Here is a 23,003-nt window from a genome sequence, read left to right as displayed (position 1 = left end):
GCCTGTAACAGGTAGACGATTCCATGGCGACCAAGCCAAGCAAGACCGCCAGCAAGGCCAAGCCGGCCACCGCAGCCAAACCTGCCGCCAACAAGGCGCCGGCCAAGAAGGTTGCAGCCAAGAAAACCGCCGTCAGCAAGAAGGCCGCTGCCGAAACGTTGACCGTCGCCAAGCCGGTGCTGTCGGACGTGCGCGCTAAGATCGACCAGATCGACCGCAGCATCCAGGCCTTGATTGCCGAGCGGGCCAACTTTGCCCATCAGGTTGGCAAGGCCAAGGGCAAGCTGGCGGCCGCCGTTGACTACTACCGCCCCGAGCGCGAAGCGCAGGTGCTGCGCATGGTGGTGGACCGCAACGAAGGCCCGCTCAGCGACGAAGTGCTGGTGCATGTGTACCGCGAAATCATGTCGGCCTGCTTGGCCCAGCAGGAGCCGTTGAAGATCGGCTACCTCGGCCCGGAAGGCTCGTTCACCCAGCAGGCCGCGCACAAGCACTTTGGCCGTTCAGCGTTGGGCTTGCCGCTGGCCAACATCGAAGAGATTTTCCAGGAAGTGGAAAACGGCAACGCCGATTTCGGCGTGGTGCCGGTGGAGAATTCCGGGCAGGGCACGATCCAGATCACCCTGGACATGTTCCTGACTTCCAATCTCAAGATCTGCGGTGAAGTCGAGCTGCGCGTGCAGCAGTACCTGCTGTCGCGCACCGGCCGCATTGAGGATATCGAGCGCATCTACGCCCACCCGCAGGCCTTCATGCAGACCTCGGCATGGCTGCGTGCCAATCTGCCAAAGACCGAGAAAGTACCGGTTTCCAGCAACTCCGAAGGCGCCCGTCGTGCCCGCAATGCGGAAGACGCGGCTGCGATTGGCGGCGAGAGTGCAGGGCACGTTTATGGCTTGAAGAAGGTGGTGACCAAGCCGATCCAGAATGATGCGGACAACACCACGCGCTTCCTGGTGATCGGCCGCCAGTTGTTCCCGTCGTCGGGCCATGACCGCACCTCGGTGCTGGTCTTCATCCACGACAAGCCCGGCGCGCTGTTCGACGTGCTCAGCCCGTTCGCGCGGCATGGCATCAGCATGAACCGCATCGAGTCGCGTCCTTCGCACCAGGCCAAGTGGGAATACGGCTTCTTCATCGACCTGGCCGGCCATATCGAAGACGAATCGATGCAGGCCGCGTTGGCAGAGTTGAAGTCGCACTCGGCGCAGATCAAAGTGCTCGGCTCCTATCCGGTTGCCGTGCCCTGAGCTTGAAAGTCCCTCTCCCTGCGGGAGAGGGCTTGGGGTGAGGGCTGACTACCGGCAGGTTTCAAGTGGCTGTAGCTGCGTATTCCCGCACCCTCATCCGCCCTTCGGGCACCTTCTCCCGGGGGGAGAAGGGTTTGTTGACGCGCCTCGGCGCACCGAACATTAGAGAGACCGCATGACCTCCCAGCCCTACTGGATTGCACACAAAGGTTCCGCCCTGCACGGCACGCTCGCCATACCTGGCGACAAATCGGTATCGCACCGCTCGGTGATGTTTGCGGCGCTGGCCGATGGCGTATCCCATATCGAGGGTTTCCTTGAGGGCGAGGACACCCGCGCCACCGCCGCGATCTTCGAGCAGATGGGCGTGCGTTTTGAAACGCCGTCGCCGTCGCAGCGCATCGTGCATGGCGTGGGCGTGGATGGCCTGAAAGCCCCGCAGGGCGAGTTGGACTGCGGCAACGCCGGCACCGGCATGCGTTTGCTCGCCGGCCTGTTGGCGGCGCAGCCGTTCGACACCACCCTGGTTGGCGACGAATCGCTGTCCAAGCGGCCGATGCGCCGGGTTACCGAGCCGCTGGCGCAGATGGGCGCCCGTATCGACACCCAGGAAGACGGTACGCCGCCGCTGTATATCCATGGCGGCCAGTCGCTGCACGGTATCGATTACGCCTTGCCGGTGGCCAGTGCGCAGGTGAAGTCGGCGGTGTTGCTGGCCGGCCTGTATGCGCAGGGGGAAACCTCGGTGGTCGAGCCGCATCCCACCCGTGATTACACCGAGCGCATGTTGCGCGCGTTTGGCGTGGAAATCGATTTCGAACCTGGCAAGGCGCGCCTGCGTGGCGGCCAGCGTCTGCGTGCGACCGATATCGCAGTGCCGGCGGATTTCTCGTCTTCTGCATTCTTCATCGTCGCCGCCAGCGTCATTCCGGGCTCGGAAGTGCGCCTTCGTTCGGTCGGCTTGAACCCGCGCCGTACTGGCCTGCTTGCCGCACTGCGGCTGATGGGCGCGGACATCCGCGAGGAAAACCACGCCGAACATGGTGGCGAACAGGTTGCCGATCTGATCGTGCGTCATGCCCAGCTCAAGGGTGTGGAAATTCCGGAAGACCTGGTGCCCGACATGATCGATGAGTTCCCGGCGCTGTTCGTTGCCGCTGCGGCGGCACAGGGCCAGACCGTAGTGCGCGGGGCCGCCGAACTGCGGGTGAAGGAATCTGACCGCCTGGGAGCAATGGCCACCGGCCTGCGGACCCTGGGTCTGCGCGTGGACGAAACCGAAGATGGCGCCACCATTCACGGCGGCCCGCTGGGCAGCGGCACGATTGAAAGCCATGGCGACCATCGCATCTCGATGGCCTTTGCCATTGCCGGTCAGCTCAGCACCGGCGAGGTGCGCATCAATGATGTGGCCAATGTGGCTACGTCGTTCCCGGGCTTTGACAGCCTGGCCAGTGGCGCCGGCTTCGGGCTCAGCGTCCGCTTCTGAATTCCACCGGCACCTGCACCACGCTGTTGATGGCGCGACCATCCCGCATCGCGGGCTGGAAGCGCCATTGCTGCAGCGCTTGGATCGCGGCCCGATCCAGGGCGGGATCAACGCCGCCATCGTGGCCGATCACCGCTGCGTGGCTCACTTGGCCATTGCTGTCTATCTGCAGGCGCACGATCACATCGCCCTCGACGCCGGCATCAAGCGCGGCGGCCGGATAGCTGGGCATGGGGTTGTTGGGCAGGGGCTCGGCATCATTGTTGCCGGCAACGCTGACCACCGAGGTGGTATCTGCGGTGGTGATCGACACCGGGCCACTCGCTGCGGGGCCTTGCAGGGCGCGGTAGCCCAGCCAGCCAAACAAGGTCAATACGCCCACCGCCAGCAGAACCCACAGCCACGCAGCCGTGACGCCTTGCGCCTGGTGGGCGGTGGCTGATACGGGCTGATGGGAGGTGGAGTGTTGCGGGATGCTGGACATCGACATGGCTGCTCTGCGTAACGTCTACGCGGCAAGTCTGGTCCCGCACTCCCAAACGGCGAGTGACTTTAGGCAGAACCCGGCGTCCTTGGGGAGCCGGGGTTCAGCTTACTGAGCGGGTTTGAAATCGAAGGGGATCTCAAGGCTGCCCTGCATCGGCTGGCCATTGCTCTGGGCCGGCTGGAAGCGCCAATTGCGCACGGCCTCCTGGGCAGCGCGATCCAGGTCGCGCGAACCGCTGCGTTGGACCAACCGGACATCCAGCGGCACACCATTGGCATCAACGTCCACGCGGACCACCACGGTGCCACTTTCGCCACGGCGCAGGGCAGCGGCCGGGTAGTCAGGGGCAGGGCTCTGGCCGGGCAACGGAACCGGCTGATCGCTGGGCGCGACGGCGGCAGGTGCGGGGGCCGGTGCAGGTTCGGCGGGCGCGGCTTCGGCGATGGGTTGCGGCGGCTGGGCAGGAGCGGTTTCCACCAGCTCCGGTGCCTGTTCCACGGCCTCGGGACGGGCGTCGGGCATCTCGCTGGCACTGGAGCCGGCAGGCAGCGGAGCCGGCAACGGCGTCAATGTGGCGGTCTCGGCCTGCGGCTGTGCCGGATCGGCTCGATAGAATTCGTTGTTGCGGCGGGCGTTGAGCCACACCACCAGAAACAGCAATACCCCGACGCCAAAGGCGATGCCGGCGATCTTCAGGCTGCTGCGGGGCAGGTGGAAAGTGAAGTTCTGGTCGGAGCGGGAGCTGGGAGCGGACATGGCCTTGACCGTATGGAACCGGCTGATTCTTGCACAGGAAAGGTGAATCGCGCGGCAGAAAGACGCAGTTCGCGCGATAATCTATGGCTCACACCCGTACACAGTGCCCAGCCATGCTTGATCCAGCCCTTCTTCGCCAGCAGCCCGCCGAACTTGCAGAACGCCTGCGCAGCACGCGCGGTTATGTATTGGATGTGGCCGCCTTCGAATCGCTGGAGGCTGATCGCAAGCGCATCCAGGTGCGCACCCAGGAGCTGCAGAGCCTGCGCAACAGCCGTTCCAAGTCGATCGGCCATGCCAAGGCCAAGGGCGAGGACGTGTCGGCGATCATGGCCGAAGTGGCCGCGTTCGCTGATGAGCTGAAGACCTCCGAGGCCCAGCTCGATGTGCTGCGTGAGCAGATTGAAACCCTGTCGATGGGCATCCCGAACCTGCCCGCAGCCGATGTGCCGGCCGGCAAGGACGAGAGCGAAAACGTCGAACAGATGCGCTGGGGTACCCCGCGCGCGTTCGATTTCCCGGTGCTGGACCATGTCGAGCTGGGTGCGCGCAACCATGGCCTGGACGCGGAAACCGCGGCCAAGCTGTCTGGCGCCCGCTTCACCGTGCTGCGTGGTTCGATCGCCCGCCTGCACCGTGCGCTGGGCCAGTTCATGCTTAACCTGCACAGCAACGAGCATGGCTACGAAGAAACCAACGTGCCGGTGCTGGTCAATGCCGATTCGCTGCGTGGCACCGGCCAGCTGCCCAAGTTCGAGGAAGACCTGTTCAAGACCGCGCTTGGCGAATCCACGCGCTATCTGATCCCGACCTCGGAAGTGCCGCTGACCAACATCGTCCGCGACGAGATCATCGACGCCGAGCGCCTGCCGCTGCGCATGACCGCCCACTCGATGTGTTTCCGTTCCGAGGCTGGCAGCGGTGGCCGCGACGTGCGCGGCATGATCCGCCAGCACCAGTTCGAAAAAGTGGAGCTGGTCAGCATCTGCACCGCCGAGGAAAGCGAGGCCGAGCACCAGCGCATGACCGGCTGTGCCGAGGCCGTGCTGCAGAAGCTGGGTCTGCCGTACCGCAAGGTGCTGTTGTGCACCGGCGACATGGGGTTTGCGGCCATCAAGACCTATGACCTGGAAGTCTGGTTGCCGTCGCAGCAGACCTATCGCGAGATTTCGTCCTGCTCGAACTGTGGTGATTTCCAGGCCCGTCGCATGCAGGCACGCTGGCGCAACCCGGCTGGCAAGCCGGAGCTGGTGCATACGCTCAACGGCTCGGGCGTGGCTGTTGGCCGCGCGATGATCGCGGTAATGGAGAATTATCAGAACGCCGATGGCTCGATCACCATTCCCGAGGCACTGCGCCCGTACATGGGCGGCGCCGAACGCATCGCCTGATCAGCAGATGTAGTGCCGAGCCATGCTCGGCATCAGCGGTGCCATGCAGCAGACTGGTGGCCACCGTTGAGCCCCCAGCGCAGCATGGCTGCGTTGTAAAACAAAAACGCCGCGCTCCCTTCGGAGCCGCGGCGTTTTTGTTGGCAACTGAAAAGGCAAAGCCCACGATCCCATGTAGTGCCGAGCCATGCTCGGCAATGGCTCCACCAGCAAACCGGCAGCCCAAATGTAGGGCCGAGCCATGCTCGGCAATGGCTCCGCCAGCAAACTGGCAGCCCAAATGTAGGGCCGAGCCATGCTCGGCAATGGCTCGCCCAGCAAACTGGCAGCCGCCAGACCGCCCCAATGCAACACCACCGCGCTCAACAAACGATCCGAATTCCCCACCCCAAACCCCCTCGATCAGCCTCCCCGCGAGCGCCGTACCCAGCCCGCACCCCTGCAACAACTGCACTCAAAAGATGAATAGGTAGGCCCCAAAAGCGACTTGAATAGCAAACAGGACTGTTTATGGCCTGATTTGTAAATACAGAACAAAGGTGTTTAAATTCACCGGTTCGTTCCAATATCGGGATCAATCCATGCAGGACCTCAACGACCTCTACTACTTCGCAATGGTGGTAGACCATGGTGGCTTCGCCGCTGCCGAGCGCGCATTGGGCATCCCCAAATCACGTCTGAGCCGGCGCATCAGCCAGCTGGAAACCGATCTGGGCGTACGCCTGCTGCAGCGCTCGACGCGCCGTTTCGCGGTCACCGATGTGGGCATGAGCGTGCACCGCCACGCGCAGACCATGCTGGCCGAAGCGCAGGCCGCGCGTGAGGTGGTGGACCGGCTCAGCGCCGAGCCCCGCGGGCTGGTGCGTGCCAGCGTGCCGGTGTCGCTGGCGCAGATGCAGCTGCCCAAACTGCTGCCCAAATTCCTCGAGCAATACCCGAAGGTGCGGTTGCAGCTGAACATCAGCAACCGTCGTGTCGACATCATCAACGAAGGCTACGACGTCGCCCTGCGGGTGCGCTCGCGGCTGGATGACGATGGCAGCCTGGTGATGCGCAGCTTCGGCCAGGTGCAGGAACTGTTGGTTGCCAGCCCTGCGTATCTGGACCGGGCAGGGCGGCCGGCCTCACCGGAAGACCTGGGCAACCACGTCACCCTGAGCATCAGTGAAGACGAAGCGCGCCAGCGCTGGGAACTGCACGGCCCGGGTGGCGAAGTCCGCCGCGTTGAGCTGCAGCCGCGCGTTGCTGGGTTTGATTTCCCGCTGCTGCAATCCATGGTCAAGGATGGTTTCGGCATCACCATGCTGCCGGAAACTGTCTGTGCCGAGGCTGTGCGCAACGGCGAACTGGAGGTGGTACTGCCGGACTGGTCGCTGCCGCAGGGCATCTGTCACGCGGTATTCGCCTCACGGCGCGGGCTGTTGCCGGCGGTGCGGGTATTCATCGACTTCCTGGCCGAGCACCTGCCCACCGAGCTGGAGGCCTCCCGCCTGCACTGCGGCGGCGCCTGCGAGCGGGCCAAGGAGAAGATCCGCGCCTCGATGGCCGGCGCACTGGCAATCGAGGCCGGTTGAACAAAAACGCCGGCAAGCATGCGAGAATGCGCACCCCGGAACGCTATCCGGGGTAGCAACGCGTAACGGACAGATGGCCGAGCGGTTGAAGGCACCGGTCTTGAAAACCGGCGAAGGGTCAAACCTTCCGTGGGTTCGAATCCCACTCTGTCCGCCAAGGATGACTATAAGTCACTGTTATCAGTGGCTTTTTTCATGCCGAAATATCCTGCCCCATGCTTTGTCCCATCATTGGGGACCAGCTTGTTCCATGCGCCACGGCCATGATGAAGGCGTCGATCTCGGGTTGGAGCCAGAGCGACTTGGTCCCGATTTTGCGCGGCTTGGGGAACTGCTGGCCGCGCGCCATCATGCCGTAGATCGTGGCCGTGCTGATGCCGGCCTTCTGCTTCACTTCCTTCAGTGGCAGCAGCGCGATTTCTTCAGCCATGTCGCTCTCCTTCCAGCGCCGCGCGGGCGCTCTTGATTCGGTCTTCGTTGGCCAGCTCCTGGGCGCGGAGCCGGATGATTTCTTCTGTGGCAATGGCCAGCTGCTCGCGCAGGAAGTCCTTGGGCGGCTGCTTCATGCGCTTGGCCGGCTTGGGGAATAGCTGCGGGGCGGTCATCGGCGCTTCCTCGCGAACGGCGCCATGATCTTGGTGGCCTCGTCCAGATTGCCGCGGGCGAGGGCGATGACGGCCAGGCCGCGTGCCTCCCACATGCGGCGGGTCTTTGGCCTGGCCTTGTCGAGGTTCACGCCGGTCTTGCGGGCGAGGTCGTGGCCGACTGCGATGTGGTCGATGGCTTCGGTTAAGAGGGTCATGCCGCCATCCTCAATGCAGTGATGACTGCGCAAGCCTTCGGCGGACATACGGCGTTGCCCATCATCTGCATGCCATCTTTCTTGTTCGCTGGAAGCTTGTAGTGCCGAGGAAAGCCCATCGCAATCGCAGATTCCGGCAAAGACAGCATCCGCATCCGGTCGCCGTCGATGATTGCCCAGCGGTCGCGGGTGGTGATCGTTCCGATAGGACGATCCAGAGACCGACCAGTGAGGCCGGAGCCGTTACCGAAGTAGGGCGCCACGAATCGGGCGCCGAACGCGGCCCGGCCAGCGCGAACACGGGCTAGGGTTGCGGCCGCCCGGCCAGGCCGTTCGACCGGCGACCAGGTGCCTGCCTCGAAGTCGATGAAACTGGCGGCGGGAAGGTGAGGCCTCTTCGGTAGCTTCAGTTCCAACGGGTGCTTGCTCTTGGTCAGCACGATGAAGATGCGGACGCGGTGCTGCGGCACGCCAAAGTCGGCGGCGTCCAACAGGTGCGGACTGATGGCGTAGCCAAGGGCATGCACCGCTGCACACCACGCCGGGAACAGCTTCCACTTCATGAAAGCGGGGACGTTCTCGATCACCGCGGCATCCGGCGATTTTGCCTCCAGAGCGGAAACAACCGCCCACGCAGTGGAACGTGTGGCGTCGTGGTGCGGGCGCTCTTTGCCGCGCGCGGGCGTGTGCCCCTGGCACGCCGGCGATGCCAGTAGTACGTCGAAGTCTGGCAGCGGGGTCCGGTCGGCCTGCTGCAGATCCTGGCAGACGTGCAGCGTGCCAGGGTGGTTTGCAACATCAGTTTTCGCGGCCGCCGGCCAATGGTTCGCCGCCCAAACCACATTGCAGCCAGCCTGCTCTGCGCCTCTGTGAGTCCACCGCCGCCCGAGAATAGATCGATGGTCTTCATACGCCATACCTCGGCATAGGCCGCACAGGCGCGAACCAAAGAGCTGCGGCATTGTTGATCCTAACCTGGGTAACGTCGGTCGCCTGAGCTGGTAGCGGGGCTCGCAACCTGCGCATGTCGCTAATGCACGGAGCACACACGCCGGGCCGGTATTGCTTCCCCGCGCGGTTGAACTGCTGCAGTAGAAGGGAGCGAACGCATTTGGTGCAGGTCTTACACATTGCGCAACTCCTGCGGACAAATCCTGTCCATGGCAAAATCCCCCATTCGAAGGGGGGTCATAGAATGTACTTGTGGGATAGTTTCTTTCGTTGTAGCACTCTGGGTGTCGATGATTGTGTAGTTTGGTGGGAGGCTTGGGCCGTCGTTGTAGGCGCGATTGTTGGTCTCGCAACGACCCGGATTGCGTTCCGTGCCTGGCAAGCATCTGACCGTACCGCGACGATCGCCCAGGCGTCTGTGGATATCGCCGAAAAATCTGCAGAGATTGCTAAGGATTCGGCGCGAATCGCTGAAGATTCTGCGCGGATTGCGAAGAAGCAACTTGAAGAATTTGTTGCCGATAGAGTGGGGCAGGCAAGCATTCTCGGTAGCCTGCTTCAGTACGAAATTGAGCACTTTCCTGCAAGGATTGGAAACATCGTCCGAGTCTTGGATAGGGCGAAATTTACTGAGCCGGGAATAATTTTCGCGCGACAAGATATCGACTGGCTTCTGGTCGAATTTGTTGGCTCGTTTTTGCCAGCGACGGAAGACGCGCAAGATCGTCTTCACAATCTTGGGAAAAGGGGGAATGATATTGCGGCGCTGGTTGGAGCATGGAAGGCTCTTGGTGTGCCTGTTCGACGCATGGATCAGCGAATAGCCCGAATCGACGGGGAGTCGACGGTTCTCATAGGTAAGGGGCATGAGGAGTTCCAAAACATTATGGAACTCCGCGAACCTTTGATTCTGCTGCTCGAAGACGGGATAGCGGTTGCGACGGATTTCGCCAAGTTTGTAGGCAAGCCAGTGGCTGACTATTCTGAAGAGGAAGTACTGTTGCGGAGGAATACTTAAGCTGCTTTCCACATTGCTCCCTCCATAGTATCTAGGTCGATTAGGTCCACGCGGTCGCGCAGCTGGCGCTTGGCGTGCGTCGGGACGCTGGCGATTAGATCCGCCGGCTCATCGGTGAAGAACGAGCGTTCTTCGAAGTGCGGGCGGCCGGTGTCATCGCGACGAAAGATCCGGTATGTGGTTGCCGAACTGTCTACCGTCGGAAATCGGCCCCAGCTCTGGCCTTCGGTGCGCTGCGGGTGTAGCGACTACGGCTCCCAGCATGTTTCTCCTGTGAATGGCGAGCCGTTTTCAGGTCAGCGGGAACGGCCCTCGCTCTGCACCAGAGTGCGGGTTGTTCGTGGATGCCGAAGTAAGTTGCGGCAGGGCTGCCGATGCCCAGCTTTAGGAGAATTTCTTTTGCGGTCATCGGGCGCCTGCTGAGCGCTGCGAGCAGTTCGTCGCATTGGGCCTGGTCGGTCATGGATACCTCACAGACTTAGCTGCAGCTGGGCGAGCTCCGGCGGGAATACGGCACGTTTCGCCGGTGCTCGGGGTTTTGGCGCACGCTGCCCGTGTACGAGGCGCCACTCCGCATGCGCTTCTTCGAAAGTGAGATGCCTGGCGGTGCTGCTGCAGGCGCACTCCACGTTGTGGCCACCGCCGGCAGAAGGCCGGCGCAGATTGAGCATGTGGCGTGCGGCGTGGCCTTTGCTGTAGGGGATGATCGGCACCTGTTCGGTGATCATGCGTTGCATCGGCTTCTCCGATTGAACGTCGTAGGCCAGCAGCGCTACGAGCGCGCCGAGGATTAGGGCGGCTCCTGCCGCGATGATCAGGAACGCGCCGAGTTCTTCCAGAAAGCTCTTCATGGCGCTGCTTGCACGAAGGCCAGGTCATAGATGACGCGGTGCGCCCGGGCCGCCGAGGGGGAGTCGGCATTGACCGCAGAGAGGGGGCAACCGCAGTTGCCCATCGTCCGCGTGTTTCACGGGATAACCCGGTTGGCAGCGGACGAACGCAATCGCAGGGCGCGCAATTTCATCGACGCTCGGACTCTTTGGGGGATCATCGACTGCATAGCGAAGTTTGAGCGAGACCAAGGCGAGCAGACCCGCCGTAACCTGGGCGTGTTGAAGGCGCGCGCTGCGGTGGCTCGCGACCAGCTGTTTCCGGAGAAGTTGGAAGAGCGCATGCCGCAAATTGCTGCTGTTGTCATCGGCTACATGAAGGGAGATCGTCTTGGCAATCGTGGGCGTGCATGCTCCCTAGGGCTTAGTGATTCTGCATACCGCGAAGGCTGGGCATATCTGGTCGATTGGATGATCGGCGAGTTGATCGACGTAGAGCAACGCGCAGCTCGATTGGGCGCTGCGAACAGGCCCCGCGTTGCCGGTTGGATGATCTCGATAGGGTGTTCTCGGGCTAGGCTAGGTGCCGGCTCTGACTGACCTGGGCCTCGGCGAACGGTTAAATGGTAAATGGTAAATGTCCCGGGTCTGTCGGTCACTGCAGCCTTTTGACTGCGTCGAGCATTTGGAACGCTCGCCGGAATAGCCGTGAAGTGTAAACTTGAAGTTTCGGTATAGCCACTACTTGGAACTGATTGTATGCAGCTACGGAAAGTGAAGTGGAAAGGGCATCCCTTGTTGGGTGACCTAGCTCTGGATTTTTTGCTGTCAGACGGGACTGTATGTAAGACGATTGTTCTAGCTGGCGAAAATGGAACCGGAAAGTCAACTATCCTGTCGAGTATTAGCTCGTTCTTGGCAGGGCGATCATTTTTGAATTTCGAGTTCATCGAGTATGAAGTCGAAGGAGTGGTGTACAAGGTCATTCCCGATCCCAAAGCTGACGCGGCCTACCGTCCCGAAGGTTCGTCCGTCTGTGTGGAGTTGGACGGAAAAGCTATTCTGACTCTGTCAGCGGACACACCCGGCCCACTAATTGGAGCTGCCCTTGATCCGCTAGACCTGCGCCGTTTCGGTAGTGCTTACTCGAAGGCAAAGGTCGATTTCAGGGCTGGTGCAATAACATCAACTACGTCGATTGAGCTCGATTCTCCGGTAAATCCTATCGAGGATGGAGAGGACTTCACTGTGCTGAAGCAGTTGTTAGTCAATACATCAAGTCGCGACGCGGCTGATTACGCGAGAGAGAATCAAACTCGTGAAGGCAGTCCTATTGCCTGGCCGGATTTCTATGCAACTTCTAGGATGTATCGCTTTAGCGCGGCCTTTAACGGTTTCTTTGATGCGCTGAAGTTCGAGGGAGTGCGGGAATCGGCTGGCGAGAAGGTAATTCAGTTCAAGAAGAATGGGAAAGAAATTGGCATTGATTCGCTGAGCACAGGCGAAAAACAGGTTGTCTTCCGGGGCGCTTACTTGCTCAGAAATTTGGGGGCTATCAAGGACGGGGCAATCTTCGTCGACGAGCCAGAGCTTAGTATGCATCCAAAGTGGCAGAGGAAGATTCTCGGGTACTATGAGGGGCTTTTCACTATAGCTGGAGAGCAGAGCGCTCAGCTCTTCTTCGCGACTCATTCCGATCACGTAGTGAGAGAGGCGTTCCTAGGCACGGAGACTATCGTCATCACTCTTGAGCGAGAAGCGGGGGTGCTGCTTGCGAAGAATCATGAGGATGCTTCGTCAGTTCTCGAGCTGACGAGTGCTCAGATAAATTACAAAGCCTTTGATCTGCCTTCTGTCGACTTTCACATCGAGCTGTATGGCAAGTTGCAATTGAAGGCGTCGAGTAGTTCGATCAAAGGTTGCGATAGTTTTATCGCTGGACATGCGTCTTATGACGCCGCGCGACATGGCAAACCGTCTAGCCACGGAAGCACAACGTACGAAACTTTGCCGACCTATGTTAGGAATGCGATCCACCATCCAGATGGTGGAAATGTGTATAGCGAGCCCGAGCTTCGAGTTTCGATCGAATTAATGGTGCAGATGCTTGGCTGATTCCTCAAAATCTCATGTTTTGATCGCGGATTTGAAGAGTTCACTGCCCGTGATGGCCGCTGTCCTATGCCATGGAAGAGTGTGGAGGCAGCTTTGTTCATCCTTCTCCCGCTTTTCTGTGTGGACTCGAAGCGAACTGATTGTTGGTTATCGTGAGAGAGACTCCTTCATGCTCTGAGGCTCCTGCTGCGCTGGTGACGCCCGCGCACTTTTCCCTCTACAGTCTCTTGCCATCACGCGACGAAAGCCCGGCCAAGAGCCGGGCTTTTTCATTTCAACCCGATCACCACCGCCCCACAAGTTCCTCCGCTCGCCGTGAGGCGATTGGGGCTGGTGCCGCGCGCAAGCGCGCCTGATTCGCCATGACTGGCCTGCGCACCAGGCAGTGGTGGTGATCGGACCTTCTACGCACGTCAATCCTCACCGGACCAATCATCGACCGCAGCCGGACTGTGGTGACGGGCACCTTTGCCATACAGGCGATTTACCCAGATTCGGAGCGCCCAGCTTGCCCCCGGCGGGACGGTGCCGAGCTAAGCTCGGCACCTTGGAAGTGTCGAGAAGAGCGGCTATACGAGAGGGGGCAACTCAGTGCCCCTTCTCGCTACACAAGAGCTGAAGTAGTTCTCAAATGCCCGTCAGACGGGGCTTTAGTTGCTTATCGGACTACGCAAGTCGGACTTGAGGAACGTATAAGCTGCGAGCACCCCTTTTGCATCTATGTTCCGATTTGCAGACATGTAGCTCTGCAGCATCCGAGTTGCCCGCGTGTCACCCAGCTCTGCGGCTAGCTGAAACGATGCCGCAATCATGGCCGGGTTTCCACCGACTTCTGTCGTGTTGAAGAGCGCGGCAGCCTGATAGACGGCGAACGGACTCTTCGTAGCTCCAATGTTCTGCAAAGCGAACGAACGGGCGTCCATAATTTTCCTGGCTAATGCGTTGTCTTCAGCGGTGTCGCTAACTCCCTTCCAGTTGTTCTCTGGAATCAGGCTCGTAACTCGATCGATGTAAAGCTCTTTCTCCAGATGGCCGCCACTGCGCGCGTTCCGCAGTAACTCATCATCTGTGCTCCTCTCAGCGGAAATCCAGCTGCTCGCATCAGGGAACCCTAGTTCATTGAGGTCGACATCTTCTCCTGGCGAGGAGTTGCTGAGTGTTCCGAAATAGCGGGAATCAATCGTTGCCAGAAGAGATTTCTCATTCTGGGAAAGTGCCCTGTGGCTGTTCTGGTTCCTTGCAGCGGCGGATGCTTGTGGCGTTGCACTAGCGTCTGCGGTAGGTGGTGAGTCGGCTGAACTCCCGGTCGAGCCATCGTTGATAGCAGCCTTGCCATGATTTTCAGATGTGCACGCGGCGAGGAGAAGTGTGGCAATCAAGGCTGCGGGAAAAGACTTAGTTCGCACAGTTGTTGGTCCTCATGTCTTGAGCCCAGATAGAGCACTCCCGCTTCTGGAGCTGTGAGTTATAAACTTCTTGCGACTTGTCGGTACTCGTGACAGCGAAGTGGTAAAGGCCCGCATAGCCGCGGCACGAGTCGATCGCACCGGCGCTGCCGAGACCATTACAAGCACTAGTCATTGAGTTCACGAAATCAAGGTTGCAGGATGCTTTGGATTCCCCTCCCGCCCAGCATTGATCGTGTGACTGGCAAGCACCCAAGAAGCTCACGCCTGGGGCCGGCGCGTTGAAATCTCCGGAGTAGGTGTTAGTTGCAATGTGCGAAAGGAATTTGTCGCCAAGCCACATAGTCAGACGATTCGGGCCGCATTGGTTGAATGCGTAAGCACTCTTGCCAGGGGTGGGCACACCAGGCGTCGAATCTGGATACAGATTCGGACAGTTCGGCGGGCGCTGTGCTTTCAGGTTGGAGCAGAACTGCGCTTTGCTAACTGGTGGGTCGTCTTCAAGAGGGAAGCCCTGAGTAAAGAACTCCTCGTTGATTTGGGATTGCATCATACCCAGCATAGAGGCACATCCACCTCCATAGCAAAGGACATTCCCGCCCTGCTGGGCAGGCGCAATAGCCTGCACGGGTGGCAGTGTTGGGATTGGAGGGGAGGGGGTAGTTATCGATGCGTATGCCAAACCGATTACTGCAAGTGACAGGCTGATCGGCACAAACCAAACACGTCGTTTCATAACTCATACGTCCTGTAGAGTTGAGAGGCGTGGGGTGGTGGTGTTGTATCAGCGCTTGTGGGGGGGCGTCAAGTTCCCTGATTGGGGCCGCTGGACCGAGGCTCAACCCATTAAGTTGACCATCCGAAATTGATGCCTGCCTCGGGAGGTCCACTGTGTGATTAGGTAGGTCGCTGGGGCCTAGTCCTCGTGCGGTGCTGATGCGCGTCCATTACTGCTTTTCTACAGATGTCTTGAGTAAGCGAACCGCTTGGCGCTAGGCGGACTATGAGGGACATCGCCACACCGATTGGTTTGCGCGAACTCCGTCAAGGGCGAAATTTGAAGGGCACACATACACCGCTGTTCAAGGCTTCCCCGTTTACAACACTTGGCTGGTAGCGCCAGCTTCGGGCAGCTGTCTCTGCAGACTCATCAAGCACTTGATATCCGCTGGATTGTTCAACCAAGACAGAATCAACCTTTCCACCTGGCTTCACGTGGATGATTAGTATGGTTTCGTCCTGTATGCCAACTCTAGCCCACTCGCGTGAATAGCGAGGTGGGTTTTCTGGCTGGCTTTCACGGTCGATGGTGGCGGCCGGTATGCTGACAATGCTACGGAATAGCTCCCGTTTTGGCTGCAGATCTCTATGGGTAGTTGAAGGGGGGATGTTTTGACCCCCGCTGCTGCCAAGAGGGCGATTAGTAGACCCCTGGACATCCTAATGTTGCCCCCGTCGAATTTCATGCGGACCATCCCCCTGATCCATTTCGTTCGTTAACTCCCTGCTGGCGAAGCCTAGTGGCGCAGTCGCAGCTATTCCATAGGCCTGATGCAGGGCCGGTGACTATTTTGGCCAAGGCGACACGCTTTGAAGAAAGGAGCTTTAGGTGTCCGGACGGAATAGCTGCCCAGGAACCATTTCTTCCTCCCCGCATTCGGGACACTCAACTTCGATGCGGCCAAGGGCCCCTTGAAGGCATCTGGCACTAAGCTCGTTCCACTCTTCTCCGCATGACTTGCAAGTCACGTCTATTTCTTTGGGGCCAAGGTACTGTCGACCCCGGCCACTAAGACCGTTCGGCTCGCTGTAGGCGTATTGGACGACTTGGATCGAAAACAAATCTGTGTCAATCATTGCTGCGTCTCCATCGATCGTTGAGGTGATCCTAATAGGGGAGCTCACAGCGAGCAAATGAGCTGCAGCAACCTGGTCGGTTGCAGAAAAATCAAGCCCTGCGAGCTGGTAAGGAAGGACTGGCGTAGCCGTAGTCGTGGGTTTGATGTGGGTGAATGCTCTGAGCCTCATCGAAAGCTTTACGCGCCTCAGCCAGCTCTCTTAGGCCATTCATTTCAAAGCCCTGCTATCCGTACCGTTGAACTGGATGGTAGCGGGGCTAGGGTGGGTGACGCCTGTCAGGGCATCACCCAGTTCGGAGGCTTGAATGGACCATTTTCCGCAGATCGGAGGGGCTACCCCCGACAACTTTCCGCTACGGCTTAAACCAAATGGCGTTGATCTCGGCAATGGGCGGCCTGTCCCAGTCCGTCACGATTCCACTTTGAGCATCGATGACTGCCAGCTTGTCGTTTGCGTCCATCGCTGCAAGGACGATGTTGTATACCGCAGCGGGGCTGTGCTGGGTGTTCACGTAAAAGAGTGAGTACTGGAATTGGTGCCACTGACCAAGCGACTTGATCGCATCTCTGACTGCCTCGTAGTTCTGCCCCATGGCAATCAAGTCATATGCAATAAACAGGTTGTAGGCCATTCCTTTCCCCTTCGTTGCGCCCGTCTTGGGCGCTCCTAGCTTAGGCTCGGGCTGTCTCCCTGTTTGAGAGACGTAAGAGTGCGGGATGGCAGGGCTTTTCGGGGGTGCCTGTGAGCGGTGATCGCCCGCCGGTCAGGTGTGAGGGAGTTCGAAATGCCGTTCAAACTTGTGGATGAAGTAGCTCACGTCACTGGATGCCTCCGAGAGTTCTGACACCCACTTCGTCGGTGCGGCGTCCGTCCGCATGCGAAAGTGTGAGGCGGCTGATCTGACGGCAGGACCGAAGAAGAAGCGCTCCGCATCGGTCTGTGTCTTCCTTCGAAGGTTCAAAGCCTCAGTTTTGGCGTAGTCCTTGAGCTGCGCTTTCACGGTCTTGATGCGCTCATGGTACTCGGAGGCCTCCCAGGAAGTGGCGCCTTTCAGACGCTCACCGGCGGCCATGATTTCCCGCAATTTCGTGTACAGCCGGCGTAAGTCAGTAATCACCACTTCGGCATCTTCAGGTAGCTTTTCCATAGCCTTCCTTGGCAGAGCGGCACGGGGCCTCTGCAATCGGCCGGATCGTAGCACCCCGGTTAGGGTGGGGCGCCTGTGGGGTTGAGCTCGATTAAGGCGCGGGAGGTTTTGCGCAGAATTACCTTCTCACAGTCGAGGGGCCAATAAATCGCTCTATTGCATCCCCGGTTTCAGGTTTCCGTAGTATCCCGCTAACGCCCGTGTTGGCCCGTAATGTAACGAGTGAACCTAGTCAAGCATGTGCTTCGCACTTTCTGGGTTGACCGGAAAAAAATCGACAGTAGTCTTGTTGTTGAGCTCCGGGCACTTTTCCCCGTCTTAAGGCTCTGGAGGTTCCACCTCCACAATGGAAAGCCCCACCTAGCGTCAACTAGATGGGGCGGATGTTTTTCCATTTTGTACAGCAACCACTGCGTCGAACCTGGTTCGGGCGCCGTCCGGAACTTCTCCCCTCCGGACGGCCATGGATTTTCCGGGTGTGATACGAAAGTGTCAACTCTGAAGAGTTTAGCTGGGCGCGACGCCTCTAATCCAAATAGAGGTGTTACAAATGATTGATCCTGCTAATTGCTTCACCCTGGCCTTTCGCTCTATTGGTGGCGAACAAACGATGGCCATCAATGCCCGTGATCTTCACGCGTATCTGCAAATCGGTAGAGATTTTTCCGGCTGGATCCGAGGCCGGATTGCGCAATATCACTTCACAGAAGACCAAGACTTCGAAGTCTTCTCCAGAACTGGAGAAAATTCCAAGGTGGGTCGACCGTCGAGGGAATACCTGATTGCGATCGATATGGCCAAAGAGTTGGCGATGGTGGAACGCACGGAACTTGGAAAGGCAGTCCGAAGGTACTTCATCGCCTGTGAGAAGAAGCTCTTGGGAAGTGTTGTAGTGGAAAGTGCGGTGCGACAGCTGTTGCTTCCGAAGCCGTTGGTCTGGGAAAGGCGCTTTCATTCAGGCTTCTATCAAGCGCTAGCAGATATGTCCGGACTTCCCTGCAAGGGACACTCCTCTGGAACGCCACTCTTGTTTGGGAAAATCACAGACGAGTGGATTTATCAGATGGTTATGCCTGCGGAGGTTCTGGCGGAACTAAAGACTCGCAGGCTGCCTGGGCAGAAGCTTCATCAGTGGCTTTCCAATGGGGGAGCACTGCTGGTAGATAGGCAAATTGATTTAGTAGCCAACCTTGCGAAAAGCTCAGTTGGATATCAGGATTTTTACGCTAGGTGTCAACGTGCGTTTGAGAAGCCGGGGCAGTTGCGAATGATCTATCCGCAGGCTGCATAAGAGCCACTGACCAACCCCGATTTTGCGGGGTTGGTCATCTCTTCGCTCTAAGCATCGCTATTGCTGGGATTGGCGGAGCATCGTGTCCACCAAGGGCTGGGCTTCGAGCACCTTTCCACTATCCCGTAACGCGCGGAACTCTTCGATGGGGATTCGGATTTCCACGGCGGTTGGCGAATTCTTGAAGACAAAGACAGAAGCGCTTGCGTTTCCTTCGCCCACGAAGTGGCATCCAAGGGGAACATTGAAGTCACCGGAATCTAAGAACAAATAAGCCGTCGCGTATGCCTGCGTCATAAATATGCACCTACTTAGATGAGGCGCCAGTCTATCCGCGTTGCAGCCCCGTTGAACCCCCTCCGCGCCAGCTCAGCATGTCCCCAATCCAACAGGGGCATACTGACAGATGGTCGAGATCTCAAAGACCGCAGCGGGTGCACGCGACGTCCGGGCATTCCCGGACATGCCGGCCCATGCCGGCCTGAGCGGAATGGCTGTCGCCGGCCACGGCCGGACAATCATCAACATCAAGCCTGATCTGATTGAGGCTAGTCTCAAGCCGGATCCGGCCGACTTGCAGGCGCTCTACTAAATCTTCGGCGAGAAGAGGCCCCGTTCTATGAGCACAGGATTGCGGCTTAGCAGGGTAATTCAGTTATAGGTGATCGAGCGCTTTGTCCAATCAGCAAGATGGCCTAGCATCTCCGTAGATGGTCATGGAGGAAACGAACGGCATGAATTGGATCAAATTGAAGCGTTTAGGTGCATGGTTTTTGGAGATTTGGGTGGTTTGGACCACGCTTTTGGTTCTCTTTGCTGGCGGTCTTACGATGGCCGTTTTCGGCTGGAGTGAACCGTCGATCCGCCTGTCGGGGCTTGCTATGCAGGTGCTTGGTATAGCAACGGTGATCTACGGCCTTCACTCCACACGCCGTCATTTTGGCCACCGGTCGCCCATGGAGTCATTCGGCCAGTGGGTAAGGCGGTGCCCGCTAGTTCGTCGAAGGGCCTATCTAGAGCCCGAAGGAGTGACGATTTCGTGCGCTGTTGTCGGGATGCGACTGACAACGCACCACGTTCCTAAGGCGACACAGGATGTTTCTGAGAAGATGGCTCACTTGGAGTCTGGGATTCTTCTACTGCAGGACCGAATCGGCGGCGCCGAAAGTCAAATCGATACTCACGCATCCGAGTTTGATGGTCGTATCAAGGCGGAGGCAAGCGCTCGCACCGCTGGTGATGACGCCTCCCTGAAGGCATTGGAGGAGTCTAGTACAGGTGGAATTCACATATCGGCGATGGGAACGGTACTGCTCCTCGTCGGCGTCGTGTTGAGCACGGCCGGAATAGAGATCAGTGGGTTTCTTGCAACATAGTTGGTGAGTGAAGCCGTGCAGTGACGGTTCGACGAGTTGATCAATTGAGCATTCGGCGCTGAGGGCCTGTCGCTTGATCTCACCTGGAGCGACTGCGGGGGCGTAGCATCTGCCCTCCGCCAGATATCCACCCATGCTCCCAGATGGTTTCAAATGGGCCAAGGTCGCTGACTTCGAAAGCCAGCTGACCGCGATTTACGTAAACGACCTGGCGGTGTTCCGGCCGGTCGAACGACTGGATGGATCGTGGTTCGTCAACCTGGACTATCACCTGCCACCGCCGAACGGAGGTGCGTCCCGCCCGTCTCGCAACTGCCGAACCTACGAGACGGGCCGGGCAGGATGCGAGGAATGGGCGCGTCGGCACGAAGCAAAGCTGCGAGCCGAGACGGCAGCGATTGCGCTGGAGAAGTGGGGGCGACGGTAGCTGGAGAAGCGCCCGTCTGCGGCACTCGGCCGTCCTGTTAGGTGGCGTGCCGAGCTTGGCTCGGCACTACAACCCCAGATAAGCCTGCCACTCATCCATCAATACCCACCGGCGATCCAGCAATGCGCCGCGGCGGTAGGCAGCCTCGGCCTTGTTCCTGATCGCGTGGGCCAGCGCGATCTCCACCACTTCATTGGGCGTCTCGGTTTCCTCGGCAGCCCAGTCGCGGAAACTGGACCGGAAGCCGTGAACCGTGAAGGGTAGGCCCAACCCCTTGGGTGCTGGCTTCTGGACCAGATACAGCATGGCTTTCTCGGACAGCTTGAACGGCTGCTCTTTACGGCTGAGAGGGGTCAAGACGACCACGGCCACCGCGGTCAGCGGCACCGAGTGCTCCCGACCTCCCTTCATGCGGCCGGCCGGGATGGCCCAGACCTGGCCGGCCAGGTCGAACTCCGGCTAGTCGGCCCCAAACAACTCTTCGGTGCGAGCAGCCGTAAGGATGGTAAAACGCAAGGCGCGGCGGGAGCGCGCGGCGCGTTCAGCCACGGAGGCCATGAACGCGGGCACGTCCGCGTACGGAATGGCCGCGTGGTGCTTCTCCTTACGCACCTTGGAAGGCTTTAGCGGAAGGTGATCGAGGTGGCCGCGCCACCTGGCAGGGTTCTCTCCCTCCCGAATGCCATGGACTCGGGCCGAGTTCAGCACCCGCTCGATCCGGCCGCGGACCCTGCCGGCCGTGACCGTCTTCTTCTCCCAGATCGGACGCAGGCACGCCATCACCATCGCCGTGTCGACCTCCGCGACGGGTACCGAGCGGGCGGGGCCGTCGTCCTTCAGGGACTGGGTCCACTGGGCGGCCTGGGCGTCGTTCTTCCAGCCTGTCCTGTGAGAATCAATGTAGGCGTCCGCGGCTGGCGCCTGCAGCCCGGGAGGCGCGGCGGGTGGATGTCGGATCCTCACCGGCGACGAGCATGCGGCGCTGTGCCATGGCTGCCTGACGCGCTTCAGCCAGGCTGACGAGGGAGGCGGGCCCAGTCCCATCTCGCGGCGGCGGCCGACCTTTCGGGCAGGGCGTTGGGCGTGCGCCGAAGGTGTAGCAGCCCATCCCAGGCAAGCGCCTGCGATGACAGTTCCGCTGGTAAAATGGCGGCGGCTTGGGGGAGCTGCGCGCCCGGGTATGCATGCCCGGGTATGCGTGGGTTCGTCGCGGCAATACCTTCAAGCGTCCGCGTTGGAATCCATGGATCTCAGAAAACTTATCTTGGTGCTCACTTTGCTGGGCGCGCTGGTGCCGTTCGCCAATACCTTCTATGCCAGCTATACGGTGCAACGCCAGCAGCTGATGGACACCACGCTGGACGGCAACTACGCCTACGCCAACAAGCTGGCCAAAAGCACTGAAGACTTCCTGCAGGCGTCACAGCTGCAGCTTGCCTATACCGCGCAGCTGCTAGCCGTGAAAATGGACGACGTGTCCAAGCTGGAGGAGGAAGCCGCGCGCCTGCGCATGATGAGCAAGAGCTTCAACTCCATCACCATCTTCGATGCGACCGGCAAGGTGCTGGCGACCTCGCCGGAAACCCTGGGTCTGCAGGGCCGGGTGCTGGGCAGCGAGGCGGTGAAGACCGCGCTGCGCGAGAAGCGGCCGCTGATCAGCGCGCCTTATCAGTCGGCTACCGGCAACTTCATCGTCTTCATCAACCACCCGGTGGTGTCCGCGTCCGGCCGTTATCTCGGTGCGGTGGGTGGGGCGATCTACCTGCAGAAGGAGAACATCCTCGACCGGCTGCTCGGCCAGCATTTCTATGTCGACGGCTCCTACCTGTTCGTGGTCGACAAACAGAAGCGCATCATCTATCACCCGGACCCGAACCGGGTCGGCGATCTGGTGCAGCACAATGTGGTGGTCGACCGCGTTGCTGCTGGTCAGGCGGGCAAGGGCGGTACGGTCAACTCACAGGGTGTCAGAATGCTGGCGGGCTACGCGCCGGTGGCTTCGACGGGATGGGGGATTGTTGCCCAGCGCCCGGAAGCGGCCACGCTTGCACCGCTGACCCAGCTGATGCAAAGCACCTTGTACAGGGCGCTGCCGGCGACGATCCTGACCTTGATCCTGATCCTGTGGAGCGCACGCTTGATTTCGCGTCCGCTGCGTTTGTTGGCTGATGGCGCGCGCAAGATGGAAGACCCGTCCTCGGCCAAGGACATCGGCTCGGTGAAGTCCTGGTATTTCGAATCGCGCGAGTTGAAGAAGGCCTTGCTGATCGGTATTGACGCCTTCCACAAGAGTTTCACCAAGCTACGTGAGGACACGGCCACCGATCCGTTGACCAAGCTCGGCAACCGGCGGCGGCTGGATGAGACATTGGCCGACTTCGAGAGCCAGGCAACTCCGTTCTCGGTTATTTCGATCGATATCGATCACTTCAAAAAAGTGAATGACAGCCATGGCCATGCCGCCGGCGACGCGGCCTTGCAGCAGCTCGCCCAGCGCATGCGCGACGCCTGCCGTGCCTACGATGTGCCGCTGCGGGTTGGCGGCGAGGAGTTCCTGATCCTGCTGCCTTCCACTACGCTGGCGACCGCAGCACAGGTGGCCGAACGCCTGCGCAAGGCGGTTGAGGAAATGAAGATTCCCAAGGTCGGCATGATCACGATTTCGCTCGGTGTCGCCAATTGGCCGCAGAGTAGTTTCGAGGTCGATGCCGTGCTCAAGGCTGCCGATGAAATGCTGTATGCGTCCAAGCGCGGTGGCAGGAATTGCGTTTCGGTGCACCAGCGTGAGATTGGCGTCAGCTCCTAGATCTGTGCCGTTTTGTGAACCTTGGCG

At 59.7% G+C, this 23,003-nt stretch carries 24 protein-coding genes and 1 tRNA gene; 11 read left to right on the top strand and 14 right to left on the bottom strand.

Features of this window, described 5'->3' with window-relative positions; all coding sequences use genetic code 11:
• The first annotated feature begins 23 nt into the window (after window positions 1-23).
• Both pheA and aroA read left to right on the top strand, forming a co-directional pair.
• Window positions 24-1,250 carry a prephenate dehydratase gene (pheA, locus tag ABE493_RS01475; RefSeq protein WP_346496591.1) on the top strand — a complete coding sequence of 409 codons (1,227 nt, stop codon included), beginning with the start codon at window positions 24-26 and terminating at the stop codon, window positions 1,248-1,250.
• Window positions 1,251-1,425: 175 nt separating this feature from the next.
• Window positions 1,426-2,739: a 3-phosphoshikimate 1-carboxyvinyltransferase gene (aroA, locus tag ABE493_RS01470; RefSeq protein ID WP_346496589.1), complete on the top strand. Its 1,314-nt coding sequence runs from the start codon at window positions 1,426-1,428 to the stop codon at window positions 2,737-2,739.
• Here aroA and ABE493_RS01465 read toward each other — a convergent pair.
• Together ABE493_RS01465 and ABE493_RS01460 are read right to left on the bottom strand one after the other, a co-directional pair.
• The gene (locus ABE493_RS01465; RefSeq protein ID WP_346496587.1) at window positions 2,723-3,229 is read right to left on the bottom strand and encodes an energy transducer TonB; all 507 of its coding nucleotides are present in this window, start codon (window positions 3,227-3,229) and stop codon (window positions 2,723-2,725) included. The genes aroA and ABE493_RS01465 overlap by 17 nt on opposite strands.
• A 102-nt stretch (window positions 3,230-3,331) precedes the next feature.
• Window positions 3,332-3,982, bottom strand: coding sequence for an energy transducer TonB (locus tag ABE493_RS01460; protein ID WP_346496585.1), 651 nt, complete (start codon window positions 3,980-3,982; stop codon window positions 3,332-3,334).
• A 113-nt stretch (window positions 3,983-4,095) separates the two neighbouring features.
• Between ABE493_RS01460 and serS the strand changes: the two genes are divergently transcribed.
• The 3 genes from serS to ABE493_RS01445 all read left to right on the top strand — a co-directional run bounded on the left by serS (window position 4,096) and on the right by ABE493_RS01445 (window position 7,104).
• On the top strand, window positions 4,096-5,373 hold the full coding sequence (gene serS / locus ABE493_RS01455) for a serine--tRNA ligase (RefSeq protein ID WP_346496583.1): 1,278 nt from the start codon (window positions 4,096-4,098) through the stop codon (window positions 5,371-5,373).
• Window positions 5,374-5,954: 581 nt separating this feature from the next.
• Window positions 5,955-6,947 (top strand): LysR family transcriptional regulator, encoded by a 993-nt coding sequence (locus tag ABE493_RS01450; RefSeq protein WP_057628580.1) that lies wholly within the window; start codon window positions 5,955-5,957, stop codon window positions 6,945-6,947.
• A gap of 67 nt (window positions 6,948-7,014) precedes the next feature.
• Window positions 7,015-7,104 (top strand) — tRNA-Ser (locus ABE493_RS01445).
• A 36-nt stretch (window positions 7,105-7,140) separates the two neighbouring features.
• Here the strand turns inward: ABE493_RS01445 and ABE493_RS01440 are convergent.
• From ABE493_RS01440 to ABE493_RS01425, 4 genes are read right to left on the bottom strand one after another with little or no spacing between them, the layout of a single operon-like run.
• Window positions 7,141-7,377 (bottom strand): helix-turn-helix transcriptional regulator, encoded by a 237-nt coding sequence (locus ABE493_RS01440; protein ID WP_346496581.1) that lies wholly within the window; start codon window positions 7,375-7,377, stop codon window positions 7,141-7,143.
• A complete protein-coding gene (locus tag ABE493_RS01435) occupies window positions 7,370-7,552 on the bottom strand; it encodes a hypothetical protein (RefSeq protein ID WP_346496579.1) in 183 nt (60 codons plus the stop codon). The genes ABE493_RS01440 and ABE493_RS01435 overlap by 8 nt, the downstream gene beginning before the upstream one ends.
• Window positions 7,549-7,749 carry a hypothetical protein gene (locus tag ABE493_RS01430; RefSeq protein ID WP_346496577.1) on the bottom strand — a complete coding sequence of 67 codons (201 nt, stop codon included), beginning with the start codon at window positions 7,747-7,749 and terminating at the stop codon, window positions 7,549-7,551. The genes ABE493_RS01435 and ABE493_RS01430 overlap by 4 nt, the downstream gene beginning before the upstream one ends.
• On the bottom strand, window positions 7,746-8,711 hold the full coding sequence (locus tag ABE493_RS01425; RefSeq protein ID WP_346496575.1) for a DNA cytosine methyltransferase: 966 nt from the start codon (window positions 8,709-8,711) through the stop codon (window positions 7,746-7,748). The genes ABE493_RS01430 and ABE493_RS01425 overlap by 4 nt, the downstream gene beginning before the upstream one ends.
• Before the next feature lie 239 nt (window positions 8,712-8,950).
• Between ABE493_RS01425 and ABE493_RS01420 the strand changes: the two genes are divergently transcribed.
• On the top strand, window positions 8,951-9,718 hold the full coding sequence (locus tag ABE493_RS01420) for a hypothetical protein (protein WP_346496573.1): 768 nt from the start codon (window positions 8,951-8,953) through the stop codon (window positions 9,716-9,718).
• Window positions 9,719-10,188: 470 nt separating this feature from the next.
• Here ABE493_RS01420 and ABE493_RS01415 read toward each other — a convergent pair whose 3' ends face one another.
• On the bottom strand, window positions 10,189-10,569 hold the full coding sequence (locus tag ABE493_RS01415; RefSeq protein ID WP_346496571.1) for a hypothetical protein: 381 nt from the start codon (window positions 10,567-10,569) through the stop codon (window positions 10,189-10,191).
• A gap of 774 nt (window positions 10,570-11,343) precedes the next feature.
• On the opposite strand from ABE493_RS01415, the gene ABE493_RS01410 reads away from it, so the two are divergent.
• Complete coding sequence (locus ABE493_RS01410; RefSeq protein ID WP_346496569.1) at window positions 11,344-12,663, top strand: AAA family ATPase; 1,320 nt, start codon at window positions 11,344-11,346, stop codon at window positions 12,661-12,663.
• 650 nt (window positions 12,664-13,313) lie between these two features.
• Here ABE493_RS01410 and ABE493_RS01405 read toward each other — a convergent pair.
• From ABE493_RS01405 to ABE493_RS01390, 5 genes are all read right to left on the bottom strand, one after another.
• On the bottom strand, window positions 13,314-14,069 hold the full coding sequence (locus ABE493_RS01405) for a hypothetical protein (protein WP_346496567.1): 756 nt from the start codon (window positions 14,067-14,069) through the stop codon (window positions 13,314-13,316).
• Window positions 14,059-14,631 (bottom strand): hypothetical protein, encoded by a 573-nt coding sequence (locus ABE493_RS01400; RefSeq protein WP_346496565.1) that lies wholly within the window; start codon window positions 14,629-14,631, stop codon window positions 14,059-14,061. The genes ABE493_RS01405 and ABE493_RS01400 overlap by 11 nt, the downstream gene beginning before the upstream one ends.
• A 482-nt stretch (window positions 14,632-15,113) precedes the next feature.
• The gene (locus ABE493_RS19415; protein ID WP_430980689.1) at window positions 15,114-15,377 is read right to left on the bottom strand and encodes an energy transducer TonB; all 264 of its coding nucleotides are present in this window, start codon (window positions 15,375-15,377) and stop codon (window positions 15,114-15,116) included.
• A 904-nt stretch (window positions 15,378-16,281) separates the two neighbouring features.
• Window positions 16,282-16,560, bottom strand: coding sequence for a hypothetical protein (locus ABE493_RS01395; RefSeq protein WP_346496563.1), 279 nt, complete (start codon window positions 16,558-16,560; stop codon window positions 16,282-16,284).
• Window positions 16,561-16,692: 132 nt separating this feature from the next.
• The gene (locus tag ABE493_RS01390) at window positions 16,693-17,076 is read right to left on the bottom strand and encodes a hypothetical protein (RefSeq protein WP_346496561.1); all 384 of its coding nucleotides are present in this window, start codon (window positions 17,074-17,076) and stop codon (window positions 16,693-16,695) included.
• Between the two features lie 550 nt (window positions 17,077-17,626).
• Here ABE493_RS01390 and ABE493_RS01385 point away from each other — a divergent pair.
• The 3 genes from ABE493_RS01385 to ABE493_RS01375 all read left to right on the top strand — a co-directional run bounded on the left by ABE493_RS01385 (window position 17,627) and on the right by ABE493_RS01375 (window position 19,743).
• Complete coding sequence (locus tag ABE493_RS01385; RefSeq protein WP_346496559.1) at window positions 17,627-18,367, top strand: antA/AntB antirepressor family protein; 741 nt, start codon at window positions 17,627-17,629, stop codon at window positions 18,365-18,367.
• A 406-nt stretch (window positions 18,368-18,773) separates the two neighbouring features.
• On the top strand, window positions 18,774-18,959 hold the full coding sequence (locus tag ABE493_RS01380) for a hypothetical protein (RefSeq protein ID WP_346496761.1): 186 nt from the start codon (window positions 18,774-18,776) through the stop codon (window positions 18,957-18,959).
• Window positions 18,960-19,101: 142 nt separating this feature from the next.
• Complete coding sequence (locus ABE493_RS01375; RefSeq protein ID WP_346496557.1) at window positions 19,102-19,743, top strand: hypothetical protein; 642 nt, start codon at window positions 19,102-19,104, stop codon at window positions 19,741-19,743.
• 493 nt (window positions 19,744-20,236) lie between these two features.
• Here the strand turns inward: ABE493_RS01375 and ABE493_RS01370 are convergent, their stop codons facing one another.
• Window positions 20,237-20,557, bottom strand: coding sequence for a hypothetical protein (locus tag ABE493_RS01370; RefSeq protein ID WP_346496555.1), 321 nt, complete (start codon window positions 20,555-20,557; stop codon window positions 20,237-20,239).
• Between the two features lie 72 nt (window positions 20,558-20,629).
• Window positions 20,630-21,214 carry a phage integrase central domain-containing protein gene (locus tag ABE493_RS19410; RefSeq protein WP_430980687.1) on the bottom strand — a complete coding sequence of 195 codons (585 nt, stop codon included), beginning with the start codon at window positions 21,212-21,214 and terminating at the stop codon, window positions 20,630-20,632.
• Window positions 21,215-21,437: 223 nt separating this feature from the next.
• Here ABE493_RS19410 and ABE493_RS01360 point away from each other — a divergent pair, with 223 nt between their 5' ends.
• Window positions 21,438-22,976, top strand: a complete 1,539-nt coding sequence (locus ABE493_RS01360; protein WP_346496550.1) for a sensor domain-containing diguanylate cyclase — start codon at window positions 21,438-21,440, stop codon at window positions 22,974-22,976.
• Window positions 22,977-23,003: the final 27 nt, after the last annotated feature.

The organism is Stenotrophomonas terrae (assembly GCF_039674165.1).
GTDB lineage: Bacteria > Pseudomonadota > Gammaproteobacteria > Xanthomonadales > Xanthomonadaceae > Stenotrophomonas > Stenotrophomonas terrae_A.
Note: the sequence above shows the minus strand (reverse complement) of the source record. Positions and strands in the feature narration are given on the sequence as shown.

Excerpts from the sequence above, each read along its gene's own strand:
- pheA (WP_346496591.1), top strand. The coding sequence starts at position 24 with ATGGCGACCAAGCCAAGCAAGACCGCCAGCAAGGCCAAGCCGGCCACC.
- aroA (WP_346496589.1), top strand. The coding sequence starts at position 1,426 with ATGACCTCCCAGCCCTACTGGATTGCACACAAAGGTTCCGCCCTGCAC.
- ABE493_RS01465 (WP_346496587.1), bottom strand. The coding sequence starts at position 3,229 with ATGTCGATGTCCAGCATCCCGCAACACTCCACCTCCCATCAGCCCGTA.
- ABE493_RS01460 (WP_346496585.1), bottom strand. The coding sequence starts at position 3,982 with ATGTCCGCTCCCAGCTCCCGCTCCGACCAGAACTTCACTTTCCACCTG.
- serS (WP_346496583.1), top strand. The coding sequence starts at position 4,096 with ATGCTTGATCCAGCCCTTCTTCGCCAGCAGCCCGCCGAACTTGCAGAA.
- ABE493_RS01450 (WP_057628580.1), top strand. The coding sequence starts at position 5,955 with ATGCAGGACCTCAACGACCTCTACTACTTCGCAATGGTGGTAGACCAT.
- ABE493_RS01440 (WP_346496581.1), bottom strand. The coding sequence starts at position 7,377 with ATGGCTGAAGAAATCGCGCTGCTGCCACTGAAGGAAGTGAAGCAGAAG.
- ABE493_RS01435 (WP_346496579.1), bottom strand. The coding sequence starts at position 7,552 with ATGACCGCCCCGCAGCTATTCCCCAAGCCGGCCAAGCGCATGAAGCAG.
- ABE493_RS01430 (WP_346496577.1), bottom strand. The coding sequence starts at position 7,749 with ATGACCCTCTTAACCGAAGCCATCGACCACATCGCAGTCGGCCACGAC.
- ABE493_RS01425 (WP_346496575.1), bottom strand. The coding sequence starts at position 8,711 with ATGCCGCAGCTCTTTGGTTCGCGCCTGTGCGGCCTATGCCGAGGTATG.
- ABE493_RS01415 (WP_346496571.1), bottom strand. The coding sequence starts at position 10,569 with ATGAAGAGCTTTCTGGAAGAACTCGGCGCGTTCCTGATCATCGCGGCA.
- ABE493_RS01400 (WP_346496565.1), bottom strand. The coding sequence starts at position 14,631 with ATGCTGGGTATGATGCAATCCCAAATCAACGAGGAGTTCTTTACTCAG.
- ABE493_RS01395 (WP_346496563.1), bottom strand. The coding sequence starts at position 16,560 with ATGGCCTACAACCTGTTTATTGCATATGACTTGATTGCCATGGGGCAG.
- ABE493_RS01390 (WP_346496561.1), bottom strand. The coding sequence starts at position 17,076 with ATGGAAAAGCTACCTGAAGATGCCGAAGTGGTGATTACTGACTTACGC.
- ABE493_RS01385 (WP_346496559.1), top strand. The coding sequence starts at position 17,627 with ATGATTGATCCTGCTAATTGCTTCACCCTGGCCTTTCGCTCTATTGGT.
- ABE493_RS01380 (WP_346496761.1), top strand. The coding sequence starts at position 18,774 with ATGGTCGAGATCTCAAAGACCGCAGCGGGTGCACGCGACGTCCGGGCA.
- ABE493_RS01375 (WP_346496557.1), top strand. The coding sequence starts at position 19,102 with ATGAATTGGATCAAATTGAAGCGTTTAGGTGCATGGTTTTTGGAGATT.
- ABE493_RS19410 (WP_430980687.1), bottom strand. The coding sequence starts at position 21,214 with ATGGGACTGGGCCCGCCTCCCTCGTCAGCCTGGCTGAAGCGCGTCAGG.